At 50.6% G+C, this 25,471-nt stretch carries 19 protein-coding genes and 1 riboswitch; all 19 genes read right to left on the bottom strand.

Annotated elements, in window-relative coordinates:
- Positions 1-6 precede the first annotated feature (6 nt).
- Positions 7-1,164 (bottom strand): glycosyltransferase, encoded by a 1,158-nt coding sequence (locus JW814_11440; protein MBN2072057.1) that lies wholly within the window; start codon positions 1,162-1,164, stop codon positions 7-9.
- Entirely contained in the window at positions 1,157-2,098 is a 942-nt protein-coding gene (locus JW814_11435) for a glycosyltransferase family 2 protein (GenBank protein MBN2072056.1), read from the bottom strand. The genes JW814_11440 and JW814_11435 overlap by 8 nt, the downstream gene beginning before the upstream one ends.
- 4 nt (positions 2,099-2,102) lie before the next feature.
- A complete protein-coding gene (locus tag JW814_11430; protein MBN2072055.1) occupies positions 2,103-3,065 on the bottom strand; it encodes an NAD-dependent epimerase/dehydratase family protein in 963 nt (320 codons plus the stop codon).
- A complete protein-coding gene (locus JW814_11425) occupies positions 3,062-5,623 on the bottom strand; it encodes a DUF2723 domain-containing protein (GenBank protein MBN2072054.1) in 2,562 nt (853 codons plus the stop codon). The genes JW814_11430 and JW814_11425 overlap by 4 nt, the downstream gene beginning before the upstream one ends.
- Positions 5,624-5,729: 106 nt before the next feature.
- Positions 5,730-8,297, bottom strand: coding sequence for a DUF2723 domain-containing protein (locus JW814_11420; GenBank protein MBN2072053.1), 2,568 nt, complete (start codon positions 8,295-8,297; stop codon positions 5,730-5,732).
- Positions 8,298-8,371: 74 nt separating this feature from the next.
- Positions 8,372-9,334, bottom strand: coding sequence for a flippase-like domain-containing protein (locus tag JW814_11415; protein MBN2072052.1), 963 nt, complete (start codon positions 9,332-9,334; stop codon positions 8,372-8,374).
- A 12-nt stretch (positions 9,335-9,346) separates the two neighbouring features.
- Positions 9,347-10,459, bottom strand: coding sequence for a glycosyltransferase family 4 protein (locus tag JW814_11410; GenBank protein ID MBN2072051.1), 1,113 nt, complete (start codon positions 10,457-10,459; stop codon positions 9,347-9,349).
- A gap of 12 nt (positions 10,460-10,471) precedes the next feature.
- Complete coding sequence (locus JW814_11405) at positions 10,472-11,236, bottom strand: class I SAM-dependent methyltransferase (GenBank protein ID MBN2072050.1); 765 nt, start codon at positions 11,234-11,236, stop codon at positions 10,472-10,474.
- A 20-nt stretch (positions 11,237-11,256) separates the two neighbouring features.
- A complete protein-coding gene (locus tag JW814_11400) occupies positions 11,257-11,988 on the bottom strand; it encodes a metallophosphoesterase family protein (protein MBN2072049.1) in 732 nt (243 codons plus the stop codon).
- Positions 11,985-12,395: a transcription antitermination factor NusB gene (gene nusB / locus JW814_11395; protein MBN2072048.1), complete on the bottom strand. Its 411-nt coding sequence runs from the start codon at positions 12,393-12,395 to the stop codon at positions 11,985-11,987. Before nusB ends, JW814_11400 begins: the two co-directional genes overlap by 4 nt.
- On the bottom strand, positions 12,392-12,862 hold the full coding sequence (locus tag JW814_11390) for a 6,7-dimethyl-8-ribityllumazine synthase (protein MBN2072047.1): 471 nt from the start codon (positions 12,860-12,862) through the stop codon (positions 12,392-12,394). The genes nusB and JW814_11390 overlap by 4 nt, the downstream gene beginning before the upstream one ends.
- Positions 12,863-12,899: 37 nt before the next feature.
- Complete coding sequence (locus tag JW814_11385) at positions 12,900-14,117, bottom strand: bifunctional 3,4-dihydroxy-2-butanone-4-phosphate synthase/GTP cyclohydrolase II (protein MBN2072046.1); 1,218 nt, start codon at positions 14,115-14,117, stop codon at positions 12,900-12,902.
- 44 nt (positions 14,118-14,161) lie between these two features.
- Positions 14,162-14,740: a riboflavin synthase gene (locus JW814_11380; GenBank protein ID MBN2072045.1), complete on the bottom strand. Its 579-nt coding sequence runs from the start codon at positions 14,738-14,740 to the stop codon at positions 14,162-14,164.
- Complete coding sequence (gene ribD, locus JW814_11375; protein MBN2072044.1) at positions 14,741-15,865, bottom strand: bifunctional diaminohydroxyphosphoribosylaminopyrimidine deaminase/5-amino-6-(5-phosphoribosylamino)uracil reductase RibD; 1,125 nt, start codon at positions 15,863-15,865, stop codon at positions 14,741-14,743. It abuts the gene before it with no gap.
- A gap of 90 nt (positions 15,866-15,955) precedes the next feature.
- A riboswitch (FMN riboswitch) is annotated at positions 15,956-16,079 on the bottom strand.
- 64 nt (positions 16,080-16,143) lie between these two features.
- On the bottom strand, positions 16,144-17,613 hold the full coding sequence (locus JW814_11370) for a HAMP domain-containing protein (protein MBN2072043.1): 1,470 nt from the start codon (positions 17,611-17,613) through the stop codon (positions 16,144-16,146).
- A 162-nt stretch (positions 17,614-17,775) separates the two neighbouring features.
- Positions 17,776-18,678 carry a signal recognition particle-docking protein FtsY gene (gene ftsY / locus JW814_11365; protein ID MBN2072042.1) on the bottom strand — a complete coding sequence of 301 codons (903 nt, stop codon included), beginning with the start codon at positions 18,676-18,678 and terminating at the stop codon, positions 17,776-17,778.
- A 9-nt stretch (positions 18,679-18,687) separates the two neighbouring features.
- Positions 18,688-22,293 carry a chromosome segregation protein SMC gene (gene smc, locus JW814_11360; GenBank protein MBN2072041.1) on the bottom strand — a complete coding sequence of 1,202 codons (3,606 nt, stop codon included), beginning with the start codon at positions 22,291-22,293 and terminating at the stop codon, positions 18,688-18,690.
- Between the two features lie 37 nt (positions 22,294-22,330).
- Positions 22,331-23,830, bottom strand: a complete 1,500-nt coding sequence (locus JW814_11355) for an SPOR domain-containing protein (protein MBN2072040.1) — start codon at positions 23,828-23,830, stop codon at positions 22,331-22,333.
- Positions 23,831-23,838: 8 nt separating this feature from the next.
- Complete coding sequence (locus JW814_11350) at positions 23,839-25,275, bottom strand: L-seryl-tRNA(Sec) selenium transferase (protein ID MBN2072039.1); 1,437 nt, start codon at positions 25,273-25,275, stop codon at positions 23,839-23,841.
- Positions 25,276-25,471: the final 196 nt, after the last annotated feature.

Raw genomic sequence — 25,471 nt, 5'->3', positions numbered from 1 at the left:
CCTTTTCTATCGAAGATCATCGATCAGCCCTTCCAGCACAGATACCATCTTTTTCCACGAAAACCGTTCTTTCTCCTTCTCAAAATTCGGAGCCATCCTCTCTCCCCACCCTTCCTTGAAAAACCGGATCACAGCCCTTGATATCGCTCCGGGATCTCCCGGAGGAACGATAAATCCGGTCTTTCCTTCGGAAACAACCTCGGGAAGACCTCCGACAGATGTGACGACCATCGGCCGGTCGAACGCGATTGATATCTGGGCTATGCCGCTCTGCGTCGCCGTATTATACGGCAACACGACAAGGTCGGAAGCGATAAAATATCTGCCCACTTCGTCGTTTCCGACATAACGATCGACAAATTCCACCTGATCGGCGACTCCCAGTCTCGAAACAAGATCAAAATAGGGAGCACTGTCCTCATAGAATTCCCCGACGACAAGCAATCTCGCTCCCGTCGCGCGGTGTATATCAGGCATCGCCCGGAGCAGATGCTCAAGCCCCTTGTATGAGCGGATATAACCGAAAAAAAGAATAAGCGGTCCCGCGCCCTGCCCCGCCAGCTCCCTCGCTGCCGATTTATCGATTGTTTCTGTCCTGAAAAAATCGTAGATCGGATGCGGATTGTATGCCGCTTTCGGATTTTTTTTCACCAGGGACAGGTTGGCTAGATCCTCGCGGGACTGGACCAGGAAACCATCTGCGCTGATAAACGCAAGCCTCGACAGGATCCGGTCGAATGGAGAACTCTCATGAGGAAGTACATTATGACAGACAAAGACGATCTTCCCCCTGCGCATCATCCTGATTATCGCGCATATCTTGGCAAGGGCGGGCGCGAAGTAAGGGTGCCACCACTGAACTACCGTCACGTCTGGTCTCAGTCCTGCAATATGAAAGCCGGTCCTCACCCAGGTCAGTGGATTGATCGAATCTATCATCCGCTCTGACTCGGCCGCGAGCGCTCCGGATCCCTCATCATACTGTGTCTTTCCGGGAAAAAGGAATTCCGGATACAGCCTTGCGTAATTGATCATCCGTACATCGTGATCTTTTGAAAGTTCCCTTGCCAGGCATGTGTTATAGTGTGATATTCCGCCCCTGAAAGGCGGGGCTGGTCCGATCAGGCATATTCTCGATCTTTTATTTCCCGGTTCGTCAATCATCTATCAGGTACTCGCGATAGGAATAGGTGCGTTTGAGATTCGATGAGTAGAGTTCGGCAAGCAGGCCGATCGAACCTATCTGTACCGCGATTATAAGCATGATCAGGCCACCGACCATAAGCGGACGCACGTGAAGCCCTTTTCCAAAGATCCACTGAAAGAAAAAGTATAGATTTATCAGGCCGCCGACGGTGAAGAAAAAAACCGCTATTCTTCCGAAAAAATGAAGAGGGGTAGTCGACCGGCGGGTTATGAACATCACTGTCGTGAGATCGAATATCCCGTTTAGAAATCTTTTCATTCCGTATTTGCTGCGTCCATACTTTCTTTCGAAATGGCTGACGCGGTGTTCACCGATCCGGAAGCCTTCCCAGCCGGCCAGGACCGGGATGACCCTGTGCAACTCTCCATATACATCGATCCGCTTTACCACTTCACGCCTGTAGACCTTCAACCCGCAATTGATGTCGTGAAGCTTGATACCGGTTATCATCGCCGCGAAAAAATTGAAGACTTTTGAAGGAAGGGTCTTGGTGATCGGATCTTTCCTGTTTTTCTTCCAACCCGAGATGAGGTCGTACCCCAGTTCGAGTTTTTCGATCATTCCCGGGATCTCGTCGGGATTGTCCTGCAGATCAGCATCGATCGTGACGACGATATCTCCTTTTGCCGCTTCGAAACCTTCCGAAAGAGCGGGAGATTTCCCGTAATTCCTGTTGAAACTGATTATCTTGACCCTCGTATCGCCGTCACGGAGCTTTCGGATGATATTCAACGAGCCATCGTTGGAACCGTCGTCAATGAATATCAATTCGAGATCCCCCGACACTTTTCCGAGTACTGAAACAAGCCGGGAATAAAGTTCTTCTATGCTTTCTTCTTCGTTATAGAGAGGAATGACGACCGAAATATTGTGTTTTTTGCCAGTATCCAAATCCCTACCTCCCCGACCGGGCTTTGATATGATCCTTGTACCACTCGACTTCTCTTGCCAGACCCTCTTCAAGCTTTACTTCAGGCTTGAATCCGAGTTCATTCAGAGCTCTTGAAGTATCTGCCCATGTATCGAGGACATCACCCTTCGCTCTGTCCTTGAAGAACGTACTGACCTCTTTTCCCGTCTCCCTGCGGATAATATCAAGTACTTCGAGGACGGAGACTCGGCTCCCTCCCCCGATATTGAATATCTTCTCCTTTCCATCGTATCTGGAAGCGAGAATATTCGCCTCGACCGCGTCTGAGACGAAAGTGAAGTCCCTGGTCTGCCTGCCGTCACCGTAGATCTCGATCTCGCCACCCTGGAGCGATGCCGTGATAAAACGGCTGAAAGCCATATCGGGCCTCTGCCTGGGACCATATACGGTAAAGTATCTTAGAGCGACGAATGAGATCCCGAAATTGAAAGAGTAAAGCTCGCAGAGGTCTTCTCCGGAGAGCTTTGTCGCTCCATAGGGAGAGACCGGTCTCAGACGGTGCTGTTCGCTCATCGGGAGATCTTCCGTCTCTCCGTATACTGAACTTGAACTGGAATAGACGAGCCTGGTGCCTCCGGTCTCACGAATAGCCTCGAGCACCTTCTGGGTAGCGAGGATATTTGAATCAATATAAAAGGAAAATTCGCTCCCCCAGCTTCTCCGGACTCCCGCCTGGGCGGCAAGGTGGAATACAGCCGCCGCCCCATCGAAGAGTGCCGGCAGGTCACACCTGTTTAAATCATCCTCGACAAGATCAAAACCGTCTCTGGAAAGGGAATGGCTGATATTCTCCCTTTTTCTCGCCGGATCGTAATAATCAGTGAACGAATCTATACCGGTCACTTCATATCCTTCGCCGAGAAGTCTTTCACAGAGGTGGGATCCTATGAATCCCGCCGCTCCGGTAACTACCACTTTCCCTTTCAATCTTCTCCTTCCACGGAATCGCCGCTTTGCGCTTGACCGATACCGAATTCGTTGAAGAGGACTATATCTATATCATCGTAAAGAGCTTTGAATTCTTCGTCGTCAGGATATTTATCGATCCATTTCCTTATATATCCTTTTGCCTCATCGACCCGGCCGAGAGTCGCGGCAATCCTGAACGCCTGGCCGTAAATATCCCTGAAAGAACCGGCACTCTCCATACCTTCCCTGAGGATTTCCAGCGCTTTTTCTGGCTGGTTTCTCTCTTCCTCGACAGCGGCGAGATTTATCCAGAACTCTCCGCCTTGAGGATCCCTTTCTATTTCTTTCCTGTAATGGTCTATCGCCTTTTCGTACTGGTTGTTTTTCATATAATAAACGCCGAGATATTTCCTGGGCCATTCGAAATCAGGCGAAAACCTGTACGACATCTCGGCCCACTGTACTGCCTCTTCATCATCCCCGCTTCTCGAACTCGACTGAGCCAGCTGGAACGCCGCGATCGAGAAGTTTATGAACATATTTTCGACATCACGCGGTTTATATACTGAATCGTCCCTCTCCCCGTCTTCAGTAAAGATCCCTCTGAACATGAAGATCTCGCCGAGGTTCCTGGCCATCTGGATATTGTTAACCAGATACTTGCCTTTCGTCGGCACGAGCCTCCTTACCATCCCCTGCATCTCAAGATTATCTGAATACCTGTCCCAGACGTCAGCAGGGACCGTGACGGCGAAATATATCGGTCTCGCCCAGTTCGTATTCCTGATTATCTGATTGACCAGCAGATCCTTCTTCCATAGTATCCCGTCCTGGACGCGGATCGGCTTAAGCCTGTCTATTTCTTCGTCTGACAGATCGAGAGGCACGGTGGGGTACTGGTCCCTTATCTGCTTCGTGTACCACGACGTGTTCAGGAGGCTCAGGTTCGCCACCCTGACGTCAGGTCTGACATTCTCGACCGTCTGCAGATACCATAGAGGAAATGTATCGTTATCCCCGTTGGTAAAAATGATGGCGTCCGGTTCGAGCCCTGAAAGAATATTATAAGCGTAGTCGCGCGCTATGAAATCGTCCGACCTGTCGTGCGTGTACCACTGGTGCGTAGAAGGAAGCAACGAACAGATGATCAGGAATGCCGCCACGGGAACCACAAACCGCGCTTGATTCTGCCGGGTCTTCTTTGCCTGATCCAACATCAGCATCAACACGGCTGTCGCGCCGATAGCAATAAAAATGGCGAAGAAATAGAAGGCGGCACCGTAAAAATAATCCCGCTCCCTCACTTCATGATTTGTAAAGTTCAGGAAGATTATCAGGCCTGCCGAATTTATCACCAGGTTCGTAAAATTCAGCGCCCAGCTTTTTTTCTCTCTGATATAGTTGGCGACGATACCGAATATGCCTAATCCGACGGGGATCAACGCGGACAGGATACCGAGATTGAACGGACCGGCGAAAAAATCACCAGTGACTTTGAACTGTTTCGCGAAATAGGATGTAAAATGTTCGATCTGAAAGAGTAGCGGCGCCTTCCTCGCGAAAATATTCATCGGAGGATACTGCTCCCGGCGCAGGACGGCGTAAAGCGATTTCCAGCTCTCCGGATCGACCTCATCTATTGCAGGATTCAGTCCCGACCGGATCATCAGAAAAAGATGTACAGAAATACCAAGGATAAAAAGACCAGTCGCGAAAAGCACGAATCTTCCCTTTGACAAGGTCGACCATACGACCAGGACGGCGAAGATCGCCAGAAGTACCAGCGTAATGGTCGTGTTTCTGTGCACAGTCATATCAGCGACCATCACTCCGAACCCGAACGTGAAGATGAGGAGTTCAACGTTGCTTATCGCTTTTTCCTTCACCATCATGAGCATTATTAAAATACCGGCGTATACGAGGATAGTGCCGAGATGAAATCCAATCCCCAGCGAAAGAAGATAGATGATCAGCAGGATCGTGTTCCTTGAATTGTTTTTTCTTTTTTCCGCCGGTCCAGGAGGTAGGCTTCCTGCGGCGGCATCGTCGATTCTTCCGTCCCCGTCTCCCGGACCAAACTGTCCATAAGCGGATCCGAGCCACTTAAGCGCCAGCATGGTGCAAAAACCCATGACGAAAGCGCTCAGCGCGTATACCTCTGCTTCTGAAGCGTTCGTCCAGTACGTATCGCTGAAAGCAAGAAAGAACGAGCCTGTCACAGGTCCAGCGTATCTCGCTATCCTCCCCGCGGTGGTCTTCGCCTTGCCGAATATGAATCTGATCGCATAGAGGCTCGACAGGTATATCATCAGGATACCGAGCGACGCTGAAAGTGCTGACAGAAAATTAACCTTCTGCGCGGTGGAAAGAGCCAGGGGAAGAAGGCAGAAGACTCTTCCGACAAGTACGTATAGAGGTGTCCCCGGTGAGTGGGGGATGCCGAGAATATAGGAGGTCGCGATAAATTCACCAGCGTCCCAGAATGATACGCTCACAGCCATCGTCCTCACATAAACGGTCAGGCTGATCAGGAATATCAGGACGGCAAGCGACCGGTGGATCAGTTTCTCCGACATTTACGTCACCTTTCCATAATCTGTGCATCAACGTTCTGATTTCTCGACAGGAACAATCGTTCCGAGAGAATAACAATAATTACCGGGAGATTGGAAGAAAATTCTCCTATCGCGTTCCTGTTGAATCGGTATCATCTCCGAATCCGAATTCTTCGATCAGTACGCGGTCGATATCATCGAAAAGAGCCTTGAACTCCCTGTCGTCGGGATGCCTCTCGATCCAGTCACTGACGAAAAAAACGGCTTCATCCCTTTTTCCAAGCAGAGCTGCCATCTGGAAACCGTGCTTGAAGATATCCTTGTGATCTGGAGACATCGCCGAACCCCTGCGAAGTATGCTCAGCGAATTCTCTATCTGTCCCATGCTTTCATAGGCGGCGGCGATACCTACCCAGAATTCTCCATTGCCCGGATCTGTCTTCAGCCTGTCCTTGTAATAATCAACGGCTTTCTCAGCCTGGCCGTTCCTGATATAATATACGCCCAGTTCCTTACGTCCCCATTCGAAGAAAGGACTGATATTGAACGTCATCTCGCCCCATCTGACAGCTCCTGGATAATCATCGGCGATGGCGCAATTCATCGCCAGCTGCATCGTGGCCACCGAATAGTTCTGGTACATAGTCAGGACATCTTCCGATTTATAGATCGAATAATCATGTTTCCCGTCCGCGGTAAGTACACCTTTCCACCTGTAGATATCGGCAAGATTCCGCGCCATCATTAAATCGTTGACCATATACCTTCCCTTGACCGGCACGAGTCTCCTTACCATCCCCTGCATCTCGAGGTAATCAGAGTATCTTTCCCAGACTTCGCGGGGAACGGTGACACCGAAATATATCGGCCTCTTCCAGCCTGCTGTCTTTATTATGTGGTCGAGCACCCTGTTATAGACCCATATTATACCCCCGTCGCGTTCGCTGCGTACCGGCCGAAGGCTGTCTATCTGGTCGTCAGTCCAGGTGATCGGCGCCCCGGGAATATGATCTCTGACCTGCTTCACGTACCACGAGGTATTAAGCAGCATCCGGTTGACAATCCTTACGTCGGTCCTGAAATGTTCGACGTTCTGTATATACCAGAGAGGGTAAGTGTCGTTATCTCCGTTAGTGACCAGGATCGCGTCCGGTTCGAGGCTTGCCAGCATGTTATAGGCATAGTCGCGCGCGAGATAATTATTTGACCGGTCGTGCCTGTGCCACTGGTGAGCCGCTGGAAGAAGGGATAGAAGTATTATCAGGACTCCCGCCGGGACGATCAGTTTTCTGAGGTCGCGGCCGGTCTCCTTGACCTGCTCTAGCAGCATCATCAAAAATGCCGATGCTCCGATACCGATGAATATGGCGAAAAAATAAAATCCTGGACCGTAGAAATAATCCCTCTCGCGAGGCTCTGAATCGCTGAAATTAAGCAGAATGATCAGTCCGAGGGTATTGATGGCAAGATTGGTAAAGTTCAAGATCCAGGTCTTGCGTTCCTTTACGAAATTGGAGACGATCCCGTATATGCCAAGCGCCACGGGAACGACGATCGAAGCTTTCCCTATGTGGAAAGGTCCCAGCAACAGGTCTCCCGCGAGACGGAACTGTTCCCTGAAATACCTGCCGAACTGTCCGAACTGGAACAGCATCGAAGATTTTCGAACCATGACGTTTATGGGAGGATACTGTTCCCTTCGAAGATGCGCGTACAGAGCCCTCCAGTTCTCGGGATCGACCATGTCGAGTTCCGGATCCATGTGAGACCTGATCAGCAAAAAAAGATGCGCCGATAATCCGAGGATGAGAAGGATGGTCGCGTGGAGCGCGAACCTGCCCTTCGACATCGTTGTCCAGATCACCATGATCGCGAAAATCACGAGAAGGACTGCCGTCAGGCCGGAATATTTATGCAGCGTCATGTCGGCTATCAGGATTCCGAATCCGAATGTAAACACAATAAGTTCGTAGTTACTGAACGCTTTTTCCCTGATCAGCACGAGCATGAGGAATATCCCGCCATAGACCATGACTGTCCCGAGATGAAATCCTATCCCGAGAGAGAGAAGATAAACTATGAGAAGGATTATATTCCTCGACCGCCCTTTCTTCTTTTCTTCGAGTTCATCAATAAGTTTCTTTCCTTGCGCCTTTTCGGCCGACCGGACTATCTCATCTTTTTCAGCGGCAGTCATCTCGCATGAAGGATCTCTCAGCCATCTGAGCGCGAGGACGGTGCAGAGACCCATGACAAAAGTGCTCAGGGCATAGACTTCCGATTCGGAAGCGTTGGTCCAGTACGTATCGGAAAAAGTCAGAAAAAAGGAACCAGCCACCGGACCCGAGAATCTGATGAACTTTCCAAGAACGCTCTCTCCCTTTCCGTACATGAACCTCACTACCTCGACCATGACGAGGTAAGCCATGAGCACTCCGAGAGCGGCTGACACGGCTGAAAGCAGATTGACTTTCTGCGCGGCGGAGAGGGCTAGAGGAAGAAGACAGAACACGCGGCCGACAAGGACATATAACGGAGTCCCTGGTGAATGGGGAATCCCCAGAGTATAGGAAGTCGCTATAAATTCGCCTGAATCCCAGAATGATGTAGTGGCAGCCATCGTCATCACGTAGACTGCGAGGCTTATAATGAAGATCAAAGTGGCTATCGATCTGTTTATCGTTTTTTCCGACATGTAAAACCCTTTCTTGATATCCTCGCCGGGGTCCGGCAGATCGGCAGGCAAACTGATCCTGGACCCTTTCCACATTATCCGTTATTGGCCTTCTTTCTCAAAATAAAAAAGATACCGCCAAGCAGGCTGACTGCCACCTGCACCACATATGTTATAAACTCCATCAGTACCGCCAGTTCCTCACCGATACCGATCTGCATAAAAAGTACGACACCCGCCCCTTCCCTCAGACCAAGTCCGTTGATAGAGACTGGCAGGATCATGATCAGGCCGAGCAGGGGTACAAAGACAAAGAAATGTATCGCTGACATCGTTGAAATATCTATTCCAAGGGATCTGCCGATAAAAATATGCGTCGCGACGCGCAGCGCCTGGATCAGGAGAGTCAGCGCTAAAAGTCTGATTGACATCGATCTGAGATTTATCAGCCCCCCCAGGTGAGAGAGAACCTGGTCGATCCTTTCGCCTATACCCCACCATTGTATCTTTCCCATGATCGTTCTGAACGATCCGGAGATCCTTTTATTCAGGGCAAGAAGAAATATGGGGACAAGACAGGCCAGAAAGACCAGGATATAGATTTTATCATAACTGGCTGAACCACCGGCCGATAAAAATATCGAGGCACCAAGCGCTAGCAGGCACAACCCGGTTATTCCAAAGACCCTGTCAAGAAGGGTAACGGCAAACACCTTATGGGGATCGTTCCCCGTCCTGACGACATCGAATATCTTGACCGCGTCGCCGCCGACATTCGCGGGGAGAAAATTATTAAAAAACAGGCCGGTAAAATATAAACGGAAAGTCTTTCCGAAAGGCAGGTCCACTCCGGCCGCCCTCAGAAGGATATGCCACTGCACCGCGCCAAGAAGGCTGCTTGAGAAGAAGATCAGGACAGCGAGAACCATCAGAAGAGGATCTATATCCTTCAGATAGACAGCGAGTTCTCCCGGGGATTTCCTTCCCAGGAGATATATTATCAGTCCGGCGCTCACCGCCACTTTCAAAAGTTGAAATGATAATCTTTTTAACTTCAATCGTCTTTCCCGCTATTGATCCCTGTCTGTCAGACCGAGAAGAATATTCTCGGTTTCCCTGGCGCAACGCTCCCATGTCAGTTCCTTGACCCGCCTGAGGGAATTGTCGCTCATTTCTTTCCATAGGGCCGCATCCTCCAGGATCTCGAGGGCTTTCCCCGCGAAAGCATCAGAATCGGCATAGGGGACAAGAAATCCGGTCGCCCTGTCGATGACCGAGTCCCTCAGACCGGGCCTGTCGCTGGCCACGACAGGAAGACCGCAGGCATTGGCTTCCACCACTGTCAACCCCCAACCTTCTTTCGGACTGGGATTGAAGAGCAGATGGGCCCTGTTGAGATACTCGACGAGGGCGCCCGGATCCATATATCCCCTGAACTCGATAGCGCCGGACAGACCGATATTCGCGGCCTCTCTCTCCAACTCCCGCCTGTATGGGCCGTCTCCTATTATGACAAGCCTCGCGTCAGGTATTCTCTTTACTATTGTCTTCATCGCCCGTATGGCGACCTCGACGCTTTTATACTTTCTCAACCTTCCCAGATGAACGATCGTCGGGCGGTCGAATCGTTCAAGCGAAAGATCGCGGTACCTGTCATGATCGAGACCGCACAGGACCACGTCTATTCTTTCCCGGTCGACGCCCCGCGCGGCAAGATCATCAGCCGTGCTGGGACTAATGACCATAAATCTGTTATTTTTGAAGATCCCCGGTATGAGCTTTTCCATTATGACCACATATGTCCCTATCAGCCAGTTTGCTTCCCTGAATACCGTCGTACCGAAAAGATGAGGTATCACGCCGACCACGGGGACCTTTGTGTACAGCGGCATGAAAAAAGGCAGCTTGTTGATATCTTCAAGGACGACATCTACCTGGTTTTTGCTTATATATCCGCGCGCTATCAATGGAAGGACGAAGTTTGCGTCGTACCAGTGTCCCCCCCTGATTATCCTTACTCCATCTATCTCATCATCTCTGCCCGATCCTGGAAAACCTGATGTGATCTCGACCACGTCATGACCCCACCGGCCCAGATGGGCCAGGATCTCGTGCAGATGTACTTCCGCCCCTCCAGCTTCGGGATGCTTCAGGTCTCTCCAGTTTAGCGCGACTATCCTCACATTCTCTCCTCTTTATTTCTTTCTCGCTATCGAACCTGTCACCACTGTAAAATACAACGCGATGCGCGTGCCGAGTATCCTGCCGCGAAGACCGGAAAAGATCCTCCTTGTCGCGGTGAATATCGCCGGATACATCGGGAGTTTTATCCCCGCGGGCATCAGTGCCTTTCTGAGGATCCTGAACCAGATCGGTGGATTGAGCCATTCCCCGTACGTCTTGACTATCTCGAATGAATTGTCGATCAGCAACCTTTCAAGCTGCCTGGGCGAGAATTCCGTTTCCCACCCGGCAAACCATTTCCCTATAAGTATGAAAAGATGTTTGATCAGGGTATAGTAGTGCCATCTCTGCGGAACATCGACGAGGATATACCCACCTTTTTTGAGGACCCGGCGGTGTTCCGACATCATATCTTCTGGATTACGGAAATGCTCGAGCAGGCCCTGATGAAAGACCAGATCGAATGTCTCATCCCCGAAAGGAAGCCTGAAAGCGTCGGCGCAGCACAACGCGACATCATCCTCCTCGCTGAGCTGTCCACCGATCATCCCGAGGCTTGAAAGGCTGTAATCGAGAGATACGACGGATGCTCCCTCCCGGGCCATGTATATTCCATCTCTGCCCGTGCCGGCACCGACCTCGAGTATCCTCATGCCCTTGTAGTCGCCGACTGTCGAGAAATGCCTGCTTACCCTTCCCTCGTTATCGTATACTTCGGCGACGTCGCCGGACGCCTCCCAGAAGTCACTCCAGTGCTTTTTATCGGATGATCTCAATCTCTTCGCTCCATCGGTTTTCAGTAGCCGCTGATGAGTCTTAAGGCCAACTCCGCCGGAAGGCCGGCATTTATAATATCGTCAGCTTCGGCCCTCGCATCATATTCGACCCTGAACAATGTGACCGTTCTGTCTTCCTCGTCAAAAATACAAAAAGACGCCCTGGAATCTCCATCCCTGGGCTGCCCTACACTTCCGGGATTTATGATATAACGCTGATCCTCTTGAAGCCTGAAAGGGATTCCTGGAACAAGATCGATCACACCGTCACTGAAAGTATACACCATAGGAATATGTGTGTGCCCGATAAAACACAGATTAAAATCAAATTTATAAAAAATTTCCGTCGCGTCATATTCAGAAAAGACATAATGCCATTCTTTCGGCGCGATTGGAGAACCATGCGCCGCGATATAATCGTTGTTCTTTTCCATGATCCGGAATCTTCTTACAAGCTTGTTCCGGTACCGGGGAAATATCTTTCTTTCGGTCCACTTGACCGAATCAACAGCGACCGGATTCATGACGGTTTTTTCATCCTTGTCAAGCAGGGCCCATTCATGATTGCCAAGGATCAGGATGGACTCCGGCAGAGCGAGAACCCGGTCGAGGACGGCGTCCGGATGAGCCCCGTACCCTACGGCGTCTCCAAGAAAAAGAAATCGGCACGGAGCGTTCTTCCTGTATACCGCGAGTGCCGCGTCTATCGCCCTGAGATTTCCATGAATATCTCCACAGACAAACAGCTTCACTCGTTGCGGACCTCCTTTGCCAGCTTGTCCAGAATGCCGTTGACAAAACTTCCCGCTTTGCTCGAACTGAACTTGTGTGCTATTTCTATCGCCTCATTTATGATCACTCCGGTAGGCACTTCCGGACAATCGATCAGTTCGGCAAGAGCTATCTGAAGAATGATCCTGTCGACGAGAGCTACTCTTTCAAGCTTCCAGTTCTCCAGCGATCCCTCTATCATACTATCCAGTCTTTCCCTGGATTCCAGTATGCTGGCGAGGACCCGCCTGGCATATTCAACGGTCTCGTCGGTAGAACCTCTCCGGGTCACCGTGTCGTTGAGCGCTTCTTCCCATTTCCTTTCGGCGATATCGATGGAATAAAGCGTTTGAAGGATTATCTCCCTGGCTTTTCTTCTTCGGCTCATCCCTTCTCGATCTCTTTCCAGAGACTGGCCATCTCGATCGCCGAAAGGGCGGCCTGCCATCCCTTGTTTCCCGCTTTACTACCGGCTCTTTCAAGAGCCTGCTCCTGCGTATCGGCAGTTATAATGCCGAATGTGACCGGTTTTCCCGATTCGATCGCTACACTTGACAGGTCCCTGACGACCTGGCTGGCCAGTATATCGAAATGCGGAGTATCTCCCCTTATCAGGGTGCCGACGCATATAACAGCGTCGACCTTGGTCTCTACCGCTTTTCTCGCGGCCTGCGGGACTTCGAATGATCCCGGGACCCTGTAGATCACTATATCCCCGTCATCTACGCCATGCCGTATCAGGCAATCCAGGGCCCCCGACAACAGATGCCCCGTTACCAGTTCGTTGAACCTGCCGACGACTACGGCCAGTTTCATGCCGGTCCCTATCAACTTTCCATTTCTCTCGATCGCCATATCCTCTCCTTTCGATGCTTTCCCGTACAAAAGTCAGTTATTCTTCCCCTGTCAGATCGCTGAACAGATGGCCCAGTTTTTCCCTCTTGGTCGAAAGATACCTGAAGTTCCGTGTGTTCGGAACAGTCTCGATCGATACCCTTTCGACTACCTCAAGACCATAAGCTTTCAACCCGATTATCTTCTTGGGATTGTTCGTAAGAAGCTCTATCTTGTGCAAACCAAGATCGGCGAGTATCTGGGCTCCGGTCCCGTAATCTCTCAGATCTGCGGGAAATCCCAGCTCTTCATTCGCTTCTACCGTATCCCTGCCCCTGTCCTGGAGTTCATACGCCCGTACTTTGTTGACGAGCCCTATCCCGCGCCCTTCCTGCTGAATATATAAAAGGACGCCACTTCCGCGCTCGGCGATCATTTTCATCGCCGCGTCAAGCTGATTGCCGCAATCGCACCTCAGCGAATGGAAAACATCTCCGGTCAGGCACTGAGAGTGGACTCGCACCAGAGCTTTTTCCTCTTTCCAGGGCTCTCCCATCACCAGCGCGACCGATTCCGATCCGTCTATCGTTCCTTCATACGCCAAAAGCCTGAATTCCCCGTACCTGGTAGGCAGGCTTGCGTCGGCGATCCTCTTGATAAGTTTTTCCTTTTTACGCCTGTATTCAATAAGATCGCATATAGTGATCATCCTCAGACCGAATTTTTCTGAAAAATCCCTTAGTTCAGCTCCCCTTGCCATACTTCCATCCTCGGCCATTATCTCGCAGAGGAGCCCTCCCGGCCGTAGTCCCGCCATTCTGGTCAGATCGACTGCGGCTTCGGTATGTCCGGCTCTGCGAAGTACTCCGCTATCGACTGCCCTGAGCGGAAATATATGCCCGGGCCTCGCGAGATCCTCCGGTCGCGTCCCCGGATCTATCAGGGCTTTGATAGTAACAGCCCTGTCGAAAGCCGAGATGCCGGTCGTGGTGCCGTGGATCGCGTCTACGGAGACGGTAAAAGGAGTATTCATCCTCGCCGTATTCTCCTGAACCATCATGCCGAGGCGGAGTTCGCCCAGCCGCTTGCCGAGAAGAGCGACGCAGATCAGTCCCCTCGCGTGCTTCGCTATAAAATTTATCTTTTCAGCATCTACTTTTTCGGCAGCCATGATGATATCGCCCTCGTTTTCGCGGCTCTCATCATCGACTACAATGACCATCTTTCCTTCGCGAATGTCCTCTAGAGCATCTTCAATCGAACTGAATCCTTCCACTGTCTCTCACCCCTTGCTCTGCCGTCTTTCCCTTGATCGAAAAGTTATCTACCTGATAATTTATCTATATATTTGGCAAGAATATCGACCTCGATATTCACTATTGATCCTGGAGAGAGATCTTCCAGCGTCGTATTCTCCCATGTGTGCGGTATCACGAACACTTTGAAACTCTTCTCACCCGGTTTCGGCCCGATGGTAAGGCTGATACCATCGACAGCGACCGAACCTTTCGCGACAAGATATCGCGAGATCCCGGGTGGCACCGATATCTCTATACTACCCGGATTTCTTGATATTCTTCTGACTTTCCCCGTTCCATCTATATGACCGTTGACAATATGCCCCCCGAGCCGGTCGTGGGGGCGCATCGCTCTTTCAAGGTTTACCCGCTGACCCGGTTTAAGCATCCCGAGGTTGGTCACTCGAAGCGTCTCAGGCAGAATATCGCATGAGAAACTGTCATCTTTTATCAGCGCGACCGTCTGACATGTTCCGTTTATGGCGATACTCTCTCCCCTGACCAGGTGCTCAATATCTGATTCGACGACGATCTTCGCCCCTCTTGAATTTCGCGAAAGAGAAAGCACCTTTCCAGTCGTCTCGACGAGTCCCGTAAACATCTACGATTCGACTCCCCTCACGATATCACCATATGAACCAAGTTCTTCCCTGTCATAAACAGCCATGATATCGTCTTCAAACCTCTCTAGCCTGAGCAGCCTTAATTTTCCCCTGTTGAACCAGTCAGGAACACCATTGTGCCGGTACCATCCCTTTCCATCTTCTCCCGACAGTACGGGAGCATGAAAAAGGATCAACCTGTCGACCGCGCCTTCGTTCATCATCGAAGTCGCCAGCATGCCTCCTCCCTCGACGAGAACGGATGTGATCTCCCTCGATGAGATATCCTCGATCCATGCCCCGATATCTATCATTCCATCTTTCTCCGGCAGTTCGATTACTTCCAATCCCCTGGCGGAGAATTCGGAGCGTTTTCTCCTGTCAGCGCCTGAAAGACAGTAAATCAGCAGACGGTCGGGAGTATCGGTCCACCGATGCCCGGCGGGAAAGGCAAACCTGGAATCGAACAGTATCCTTATCGGCGCGGAAAGGCTTTCGTCGAACATCCTCCTGTCAAGTATCGGATCGTCAGCATCGAACGTACCTTTTCCCACCGCGATCGATTCCAGCCATGACCTGAGATGATGGACTTCCCGCCTTGAGCGGTCCGACGAAAGATATCTTCCATCGGCCGCATTTAGCCCTCCATCGAGTGAAAGAGCAAGTTTCAGGACTATAAAAGGCCTGCCCGTTATCGCCTTGTGTATATATGGAAGATTCAACTGTAGCGCTTCGTCAGCCTTCGTTCCTGTATCGACCTTGATGCCTTTTTCCCGGAGCAGAGCGATCCCCTTCCCGCTGACCCTGCGATCGGGATCCTGGATACTGCATACTACCCTTGAGATCCCCGCATCGAGAATGGCATCGGTGCAAGGAGGCGTCTTGCCGAAATGGCAGCACGGTTCGAGGTTCAGATAGAGATCGCTCCCTCTCGCTTTCTCTCCGGCGCTGAGAATCGCTTCGACCTCGGCATGCGGTCCTCCCGCCCTCGCGTGAAACCCTTCTCCCACGATCTCTCCGCCCTGGACTATCACCGCTCCGACAAGAGGGTTGGGAAAAGTCCTTCCGATCCCTTTTTCCGCGAGATCGAGCGCCCTGGATATATATATATCTTCTTCGTGCAAAATCCGCAGGCTCCATGAAAATTTTATACCGGGGAAATGATGAGAAAAGCGCCGGTCCGCTCCTGGCTGGTCATCCGCGCGCAGAAGTTCCTGAACCTTCTCCCATCCAGACTTTAACTGTCGGTCCCGGAATTTCACCGGGTCAGTGGATTTTTACATCCATTCGCGGACTGTCACCGCCGGTGGGGAATCTCACCCCGCCCCGAAGGTCTATCAGGTATAATATTACCTGTATCACAATTATAGGAAAAATAATCCGGCTGTCAAGTAAGTATGATCTACAGTATCTTGAATCTGCTGACGAGTTGCTGAAGGCTCTCGGCCATCTGGTCAAGTTCCTGCGCTTCGCGCATCGTCTCCTCGACGCTGTTTGTCATACTTTCCGTGACTGTCAGGTGTTCACTGGCGGCATCAGCGATCTGCTGTATCATATCGCTGCTCCCTGTGACAAGATCCCTGATCTCGCTGAGAGCCGCTCCTGCCTCATTGGAAAGGACGGATCCCTTCTGCACCTCATCGACATTTTCTTTCATCGACGATATCATCTGGCGAGCGTCCTCCTGGATCGTGGTTATCTTCGAAGAGATCTCTTTCGTAGCGGCTACAGTTTTTTCCGCCAGCTTTCTTATCTCATCGGCGACCACGGAGAATCCCTTACCCTGCTCCCCCGCGCGGGCAGCCTCGATCGCCGCGTTAAGGGCGAGAAGGTTTGTCTGATCGGCGATTTCATCGATCACGTTGATTATGATATCGATCTCCTTCGAGCTGTGCCCGAGGTCCTTCATCATCTGCGTGGAATCTTCTATCTTCGAACTGACCTTGTTCATCCCGGTAAGCGACCTTTTGACTACTTCTTCACCTTTCAGTGCCGAATCCATCGCCTGTTTCGTCACTTTGGCAGCGTTTATCGAGTTTTGTGTTATCTGCCGCGTATTGACGCTGATCTCCTCCGTCGTTGTCGTCACATGCTGGGAAGTCCTCGAAAGTCGCGAGGAAGTATCGGCCACTTTCCTGCTCGCGTCGATCACCTGCTGGAGCGCGAGGCTCATATCGTTGGCCATGATATTGATCGAACTCGTCAGGTCGCCTATCTCGTCGTCGCTTGCGATCTCCATCCTTACGGTGAAATCACCAAGGGCAAGAGTCTGCGCGAAATCCCTCAGTTTCAGAATCGGTTTAATAAGTACATTACCGCTGATTATGGAAATGATCGTCAACGCGACTCCATAGACGAGCAGGGTTATGAGGTTGAATATCCTGTTGTTCTGGAGCACGCTGTTGACCCTCTCAAGGGATACCTTGAGAGCTATCGTTCCGAGCGATTTCCCATCGACTACGACATTCCTGTAGATGAACAGGCCTTCGCTGCTCCTCTTGAGAAGAGCATCGTCATTCTCCGGTACCGGTTCGAGGGGCACTCCGCCGTCACCGGTTTTCTCGCTTGCATAGGTCGTGACCAGTTCACCGCTGTCGTCATAGACCGACACCATCTTCAGTTCCTTCATCTGCGACAGGGATTCAAGCGTTTCGAGAGTCGCCCCGTAGTCATTGAACTCGAGGCTGGCTCCTATATTGAACGCGATGATATTGGAGATGTCGAGCATCTTCGTCTCAAGGTCAGCGTTTGCCATGTTCCTGTAATGAATTTCTTCGTATACCCCATGAATTATCGTTATGATCATGACAATAACGAATGTAGAATAGATCAGTCTGCTTCTGATCGATCCAAGATGAAAACGCAATTTCATCATCCACCTCTCGATATCTGGAAACGTCATATTCTGTCTATGAAGGATATTCGGATGGACTACCCGACAACTTGATTGATTTTATATTTTTTTTTGGCTGCCCGCCTTCGGAGAGGACCGGGGAGATCGGACGGCAAGCGGCTGTGGCAGGAACGGTACCGGTCACTCGCTTAACAGGGCAGAGATAAATGATTGAGAATCAAACGGTTCGAGATCAAGGACTCCCTCCCCGACTCCAGTGAAGAGGACAGGTACGCGAAGATCCCTCTGTATCGGAATTACTGCTCCACCCTTTGCTGTACTGTCAAGTTTAGTCAGGATGAGTGCCGTCACCGGAAGGGCTTCGACAAAGACTTCAGCCTGTCGGATACTGTTCTGCCCCGAGTTGGCGTCTATTACGAGCCAGGCCTCGACCGCGGCCTCCGGCATCCTCGAACCGATGACCCGGAATATCTTTTTCAACTCTTCCATCAGGTTTGATTTCGTGTGAAGCCTTCCGGCAGTATCAATGATAACAGTTCCGATCCCCTTTGCGATGGCTGAGTTGACGGCATCGAAAGCTACCGCCGCGGGATCCGACCCCATTTCCTGCCTGACTATCGGAGAACCTGTTTTCTTTGCCCATAATTCAAGTTGTTCTATCGCAGCGGCCCTGAAAGTATCGCAGGCAGCCAGCAGGACGTCCTCTCCGTCAGCTTTGAAACGGCTTGCGAGTTTTCCGATAGTCGAAGTCTTGCCGACTCCGTTGACTCCTGTCATTACTATCACTCTGGGGGATCCTTCAGGGATTGTATACGGTGGGACATCTTCGATCTCTGACATCAGTTCGTCATTTATGACTTTGAGGAAATCTTCCGCGCCACTCCCCTGCGCCCGCTGCTTTTCCTTCACTTTTTCTATTATCCTCTCGGTAGCTTCGACCCCGAGATCGGCTGAAAACAGAAGATCCTCAAGATCCCGTGCGGCATTTTCGTCTAAAGTACCTGACGAGAATATTTTTCTAAGCGGAGCGAAAAGACGCTCTTTCGTCTTTCCCAATCCCCTGACGATCCTTTTCATCCCGATATTTCTTCCCTAATTGGAAGCAACCGGCGCTTCGACCATCGCCTCGGCGGGAGCTGTCCTGTTCTGAAGGACCGATTCTACCTCGGTCAGATCCACGGAGACGATCTTGGAGACACCCTTCTGTTCCATCGTCACTCCGAACAGCATGGTTGCCGCTTCCATAGTACGTTTGTTGTGGGTGATTATGATAAACTGCGTTTCATCCGAGAACTTTTTAAGCATCCGGACGAACCTCTGTATATTGGCATCATCAAGAGGAGCGTCAACTTCGTCGAATATACAGAATGGAGATGGTTTGGCCTTGTAAAGAGCGAACAGCAGCGCCATTGCCGTCAGGGCGCGCTCGCCTCCGGACAGCAGCGAGATATCCTGAAACCTCTTACCTTTAGGCCTGGCTGATATTATTATCTCGGCTTCAAGCGGGTCGGTCCCCTCTTCAAGCGCTAGAGAAGCCTCTCCTCCTTCGAACAGGACTGTGAAGATCTCGCTGAAATACTCTTTGACGATGTCAAAAGTCTCGATGAAAAGTTTCCTGGCGCGGCTGTTGATACGGCTGATAGCTTCGCGCAGCTCTTCTTTAGCCTTATCGAGGTCCTCTTTCTGCGCGATAAGAAAATCCAGCCTGTTCTTCTTCTCATCGTATTCCTCGATAGCAGCAAGATTGACCGGACCAAGACTTTCGAGTTTTTTCTTCTCCCTGTCGAGCATCTCCCGGGTGATATTCTTTTCTTCCTCGGTCAGAGGAATCTCCGTGCCTTCAAGATATGAGCCGAGGTCCTCCTGATATATCTCGAACCCGCGTTCGACGAGATCCTTTATTCTTGTATCTATGGTGCTCAGCCTGATCTTCACGTCGTTGATCCTTGTGAAGATCCTCTCTTTTTCTTCCTGCCTCGTCTTGAGATCCTTCTCCATCAGCGAAATCCCGCCGCGCATATCATCGAGGATATCCCGAAGCTCATCGATATCCTTCTGACTTGACCTTTCCTCCTCGAGAAGAGCCGATACAACGGCCCGTTCCCGTTCGATATCGCCGCCAAGCCGGGCAAGTTCTTCTTTCGATGTGGTTATCTCCTCGTTTCTCTGCTGCATTATACTGCTGAACTGTTTCTCCATCTCGCCCAGTCCCCGGATCTCTTCTTTATGTTTATCCAGTGATCCCTTGAGAGACGCGAGCCTGACCTTTCTTTCGGTAAGAGCCGCTTCCAATTCATTTCTGCGTCCGGTCAGCATGGAAAGCTCCGATTCGATCTTCTTCGAGTCCGAGACATCACCATTATCCTGACGCATCGCCATGGAAAGCCTGAGTTCCTCAAGCTTCGTAAGCGTCTCGACCCTTGAATTCTCGATCTCGTCAAGAGACTTCATTAAAAGTGAACATTTCTCCTTTTTCATTATGAAATCGCGTTCGACTTTCTGAAGTTCCTCCTGATCTCCGGCAAGAGCGCTTCTCATTGCCACTATCTTTTGATCAATATCGACAAGCAGGTTTCTCAGCCTTTCTTTCTCAGCTCTTTCCTTTTCGCAAAGTATCTCTTCCGATGCGACCGTCTCTTTCAATCCATCGATATTGCTCTGCATCTTTTCTATTTCCCCTGAACGCCCGATCAATGATATCTCTTCCGAAGAATTGCAGGAATAATAGATTCCCTTTCCCCGGCAGAAATATATCCCTGAAAGAGTCACGGCATCGAACCCCCGCCCCTCCTCCGATTCCACGAACTCAAGCGCTTTCTTCGGATCATCGAACAGATATGTGCCGCCAAGAAGATTTTCTATCATACTTTTTCTTGATTCCGGCACTTCCACAAAACCGCTCAATCTGCCTATCAATCCTGGAATAACCCCGGGTGGAGAGGGGATTCCCCATCCATCGGCCTTTTCAAGAAAAAACCTGACGCTGCCCCTTCTTTTTTCGGAGATCTCCGATATCAGCTCCATCGCGCCGGGAAGATCGTCGACCACTATGCCATCGCTCAGTCCACCCAGGACGGCTTCCAGTGCCACCCTGTACTTTTCATCGATCTTCACCATCTCGGCCAGCGGGCCTTTTACTCTTAAATCTCCCTTTTTAAGAAGATATCTCGCTCCTCCGGGAAATCCCTCGAAATCTTCTTTCATCCTTGAATAGAGTTCATGACGGCTGATCATTCTCGCCAGTTCCGTCTTCTTTTCGGATAACACTGATTCTCTTTCAGGCAGCCTCCTGTCCACTCCCTGGAGTTGATCGTAAAGATCACCTCGTTCTTTCTCCAGGTCGGCCAGGGACACCTGCCGCTGCCTGAACCTTTGATCCATCTCCCCGAAAAGAGCCGATACCTCTCCGACCTGAGCCTCAAGTCCCGTCACTCTCTCTCGCATTTCGAGCGATCTGGCGTCAAGTTCTTTCAGTACCGTTTCATAGTGTTCCTGACTGCTCTGGACCCTTACCTTATCCTGAAGGAAATCGAGCTGCGTCTGTTTCAGATCGATCAGTTCATTCTTCATTCTTTCGATCTTGACAGATATTTCCTCGAATCTTCCACCAAGCGCCCTGATAGCATCCTCTTCCTCCCTGGCCTGCTCGGAAGTCCCTTTCTGTTCTGTGATCACGCCGGATATCCTGTCCGAGATCTTTTCGAGTCTCGCGCCCGCTTCCTCGATCTCTCTCAGAGCCCGTTCTATCTTCCTTTCCGCTTCACCCTTGCGCTCGGTATATTGGATGATCTTTTCCTCTGAACCCTGGATCTTCCTTCGCACCTCATAACGCTCATTCTGGAGTTGAGAATTTCTTTTTTCGTTCTCTACTAGGAGGAATTTTTTCTCTTCGACTTCTCTTTCAAACTGGCTGAGAGAATCTCCCCCTTCAGCGGACAATTCATTAGCCTGCGAAAGTTCCGACTCGGCCGCTCTTTTTTCCGCGAGAAAGGCGGAGAGATTTTTCCTTAGCTGTATAGTCCCCCATTCCTTTATTCTTTCGCTGATCTTCCTGTAGCGCCTGGTCTTTCCGACCTGATACCGCAACGACCTGACATTCTTGCCAAGTTCCTCGAGGATATCGTCGAGACGGACGAGATCTGCTTCAGTCAGCTTAAGCTTCCTTTTCGCCTCTTCCCTGCGCATCCTGTACTTGACGATACCCGACGCTTCTTCGAACATATTCCTTCGCTCGCCGTGAGCATCGTTCAATACGTATTCGACCATCTCCTGCTCGATGACCGCGTATGAATGGCTTCCCGTCCCGGTATCGGCAAAAAGCTCCCTGATATCTTTCAATCTGCAAGGGGTCTTATTGATGAAATACTCACTTATCCCTGAACGGTAGACCTTTCTGGTGATAGTGATCTCCGCGTAGTCGATCGGAAAGACTCCCTTTTCATTATTGATCGTCATCGAGACAGTAGCGAAACCTGTCGGTTTGTGAAGCTGCGTTCCGTTAAAGATGACATTTTCCATCTTATTGCTTCGAAGCTGACGGGCGCTTTGTTCTCCAAGGACCCATCTTACAGCGTCGACCACATTGGTCTTCCCACATCCATTCGGACCCAGAATAGCCGTTATTCCTTTATTGAAATCCAGCGTGACGGGAGACATAAATGATTTGAACCCCACCAATTCCAGTCTGTTCAGACTCACCTCAATCAACCTCCGCGACCGGTGTCTTGCACCTTCCCTAGTTATATTTCACATTCATTACTCTGGCTTCAGCTATCCTTCTGAAGGAGAGAAGCTCCGTACGCATCGCTTCAGCTTCCTCCTTCGTCCTGAATTCACCTATATACACCCTGAACCATGTTCTTCCCTTCAGTTCAACTTCCATTATCCGCACATCGTAATTCTTTTTCTCGAAATAGTCGCTTTCGGTCCCTGCTCTACCGATATCGAGAAAAGAAGCTATATGTACCGAATAATAAGTCCCCTCTGGAGCTATCGTGACCTCCCCGGGAGTGGCCTTTTCATCCGGTGAATCATCCACCCTCGTCTCCGGTTTTTGATCATCCGGAACGTCCGCGGTCTGAAGCCCGCTTCCCTCAGTCGACATCCCGGCGTCCTGTCCGGAAGAAACAGCCCCGGTTTCTACCTTATCCCCTTCTTCGGCGACCTTTTCCCCGGCCGGTTCCTGATCGTCCTTCTGCGCCATCTCCCTCGCGTCCTGTTGTTTAAGGACAAGTTCCGACATCCTGTCTGTACCTTCTTTTTCCTGGACAGACTTGTCGATCGTCAACCACCATATGATAAAGATTACTATCAGTGTCGAGATGATGATGATGGCAAGTCTTGGAACGTTTATCCTTCTGTTCTCTTTCCTCGAGACCGAGTCGATCTCGTCCGATTTCTCTATGAATTCCGGTTTGATCTCCTCGTCAGGTGATTCGGGGTCGAGGATCTCCGATTCAGGTTCGAGGTCTATTATCTTCTCATCTTCGATCTCTGCCTCTTCGCCGGCGGCCGTTTCCTTTCCAGAGCAGAAACAGACCAGGTCCGGTGAAGGCAATTCAGGCCCGATATCCTTCAGGACTTTCTGAAGTTCCCCTTCTTCCATCTCTTCTATGCTGCAACAGAGAAGTACGCTGTCCACGTACTGTCTCAGCGGGTTTATCGCCTTGTCTTCCGTATAAAGCGTGGAACAGTATATGACTATATCCGATTTGCTCGACAGGTAATCCTTGATCTTTCCAAACTCCTTCAGGGCAAACGGCACCGTCCTCGATACGGGGAAAGATCCTGGACCGGCTATGTGAACACCGTCTATACCTGTCGGTTTCATGACTGATTTAAGAGAGCTTCCATAGAGCAGCAGGTCAAGAAATCCATGGTCTTCGATATCACCCGACAGACCGTTCATCCCCGGGCTCAGGAAATCCGCGTCGACGATTATCACCCTTTTACCGTTCTTCGACAGCAGATGACCTATCTGCAAGACCGAAAAATCCCTGGCGATCCGGCTCTCGAGCATCGACATGGCAAGGACGGAGAATCCCTCTCCTTCCACCATTCTTTTTTCAATAGATTCCTCAACATTACGAAAATGGTCGAGATTTCGCGAAGAAGAGTAATCTCCCTCCTCCATGAAGGCGTACATCTCTTTCTCATCGAGAAAGATCGAGTAACCGCCTCCACCACAGGGTCCTGAAAGACCATCTTCGACATTTCCGTACTCTTCATCGCCCATGATAATCACTACCTCCCTGAAATCTCCTTGATTCCCATTGCCAGGCTCTTCCCGATGATCTCTTCCTCTTCGCCTGTCACAGTCCTGAGATCCAGATATATCGAATCATCCTTGATCCTCACGAGGATCGCCGGATCAAGCCCGCGAAGCAGCGCCGAAAGCTTTACCGCCACACCTGGATCCAGTTCGATCCTGACAAGTATGGTCGGAAGAGGATCTATCGGAAAACTCCCTCCCCCGATCGATGATTCTCCCTCGACAAGAGTCACTTTACAGCCAGGGGACAACTTTTTCGATAAAACGGCGGAAAACTTTTCAGCTTTTTTCCCGATCGATTCAACGCTCTCCAATATCATATTGATCGCCGGGATCTGGTCGGTCCGGCCGGTCCAGTACTGGAGCAATACAGCTTCAAGAGCTGCCAGGGTCAGTTTATCCACTCTTAGAGCCCTGCTGAGATGATTTTTCCTCAGTCTTTCAACAGGTCCCGACCTGCCTGCTATCAGTCCGGCCTGCGGTCCACCGAGAGCCTTGTCCGCACTGAAACACAGGATGTCCACACCGCTTTTGATCAGCGCGCCAGCGTCCGCCTCGCCCTCGGGTCCTCCCTTGCCGAAAGGAAAGAGTATTCCGCTCCCCTGATCGTACATTACCGGGATATCGTTTGCTCTTCCGATCTCGACCAGTTTTTCAAGTTCCACATCGTCCGTATATCCAAGGATCCTGTAATTACTCGTATGGACCTTAAGAAGAAGAGTCGCGCCCCTTTCTATCGCTTCCTTATAATCCCCCGGGTGAGTCCTGTTTGTCGTACCTACCTCGATGACCTGCCGCGCTGCCGATGACAGTATCTCAGGCAGTCTGAAGCTGCCTCCTATCTCGACCAGTTCTCCCCTGGAGACTGCGACAGCTCCCTCACCGGCGAATGTATTTACGGCAAGAAGCACTGCCGCGGCTGTATTATTCACTACCAGCGCGCTTTCCGAACCGGTAAGAAGACTGAGAAGCCTCGCCGCCTTTGCGTCGCGCTCGGTCCTCTGTCCGCTGGCCATATCGATCTCAAGATCCACGTATCCAGCCGAAACATACTCAAGGGCTGATCGGGCCGATTCGCTCAACACCGCTCTGCCGAGATTTGTGTGCAGCACGACTCCCGAAGCGTTTATGACCCTTCTCGGATGTACCGCGCTTATCGATCCGATCTCTTCGGCAACCGCGGTGACTATCTCACCGAGTATTATTTCGCTGCTCTTGTCTTCAGCCGTATCCTTCAGTAATACCGCGCGATACGCGTCAATCTTCTCTCTGACGATCCTCGTGATACCATTCCTCGAGTAATTCGAGATGAGTGAAGAGACCTGCTCGTCGCCGAGGACCTTCTCTACTGAAGGGAGCTTTTTCAGACTTGTCTGGATAAACTTCTCCGTTTTGATAAAAATAGACATAAAATAAATATAAACTCGCCATTTTCTACCATATATTGTGGCAACCGTCAACTATTATCTCAATATATTGTTAAATCGACGATATTATTGAAATTCTTCATCTTCAACAGATTTCCACTATCTCGTCAAATCAGACTTGAAGAGTACACAACTATATGTTAGACAATAAATAACTGCGATCATTCCGGACTGGCCG

It is taken from the genome of Candidatus Krumholzibacteriota bacterium (assembly GCA_016932415.1).
Lineage (GTDB): Bacteria > Krumholzibacteriota > Krumholzibacteriia > Krumholzibacteriales > Krumholzibacteriaceae > Krumholzibacterium.
Note: the sequence above shows the minus strand (reverse complement) of the source record. Positions and strands in the feature narration are given on the sequence as shown.

Excerpts from the sequence above, each read along its gene's own strand:
- JW814_11350 (MBN2072039.1), bottom strand. The coding sequence starts at position 25,275 with ATGTCTATTTTTATCAAAACGGAGAAGTTTATCCAGACAAGTCTGAAA.
- JW814_11420 (MBN2072053.1), bottom strand. The coding sequence starts at position 8,297 with ATGTCGGAAAAAACGATAAACAGATCGATAGCCACTTTGATCTTCATT.
- JW814_11425 (MBN2072054.1), bottom strand. The coding sequence starts at position 5,623 with ATGTCGGAGAAACTGATCCACCGGTCGCTTGCCGTCCTGATATTCCTG.
- nusB (MBN2072048.1), bottom strand. The coding sequence starts at position 12,395 with ATGAGCCGAAGAAGAAAAGCCAGGGAGATAATCCTTCAAACGCTTTAT.
- JW814_11380 (MBN2072045.1), bottom strand. The coding sequence starts at position 14,740 with ATGTTTACGGGACTCGTCGAGACGACTGGAAAGGTGCTTTCTCTTTCG.
- JW814_11390 (MBN2072047.1), bottom strand. The coding sequence starts at position 12,862 with ATGGCGATCGAGAGAAATGGAAAGTTGATAGGGACCGGCATGAAACTG.
- JW814_11370 (MBN2072043.1), bottom strand. The coding sequence starts at position 17,613 with ATGAAATTGCGTTTTCATCTTGGATCGATCAGAAGCAGACTGATCTAT.
- JW814_11440 (MBN2072057.1), bottom strand. The coding sequence starts at position 1,164 with ATGATTGACGAACCGGGAAATAAAAGATCGAGAATATGCCTGATCGGA.
- JW814_11355 (MBN2072040.1), bottom strand. The coding sequence starts at position 23,830 with ATGGGCGATGAAGAGTACGGAAATGTCGAAGATGGTCTTTCAGGACCC.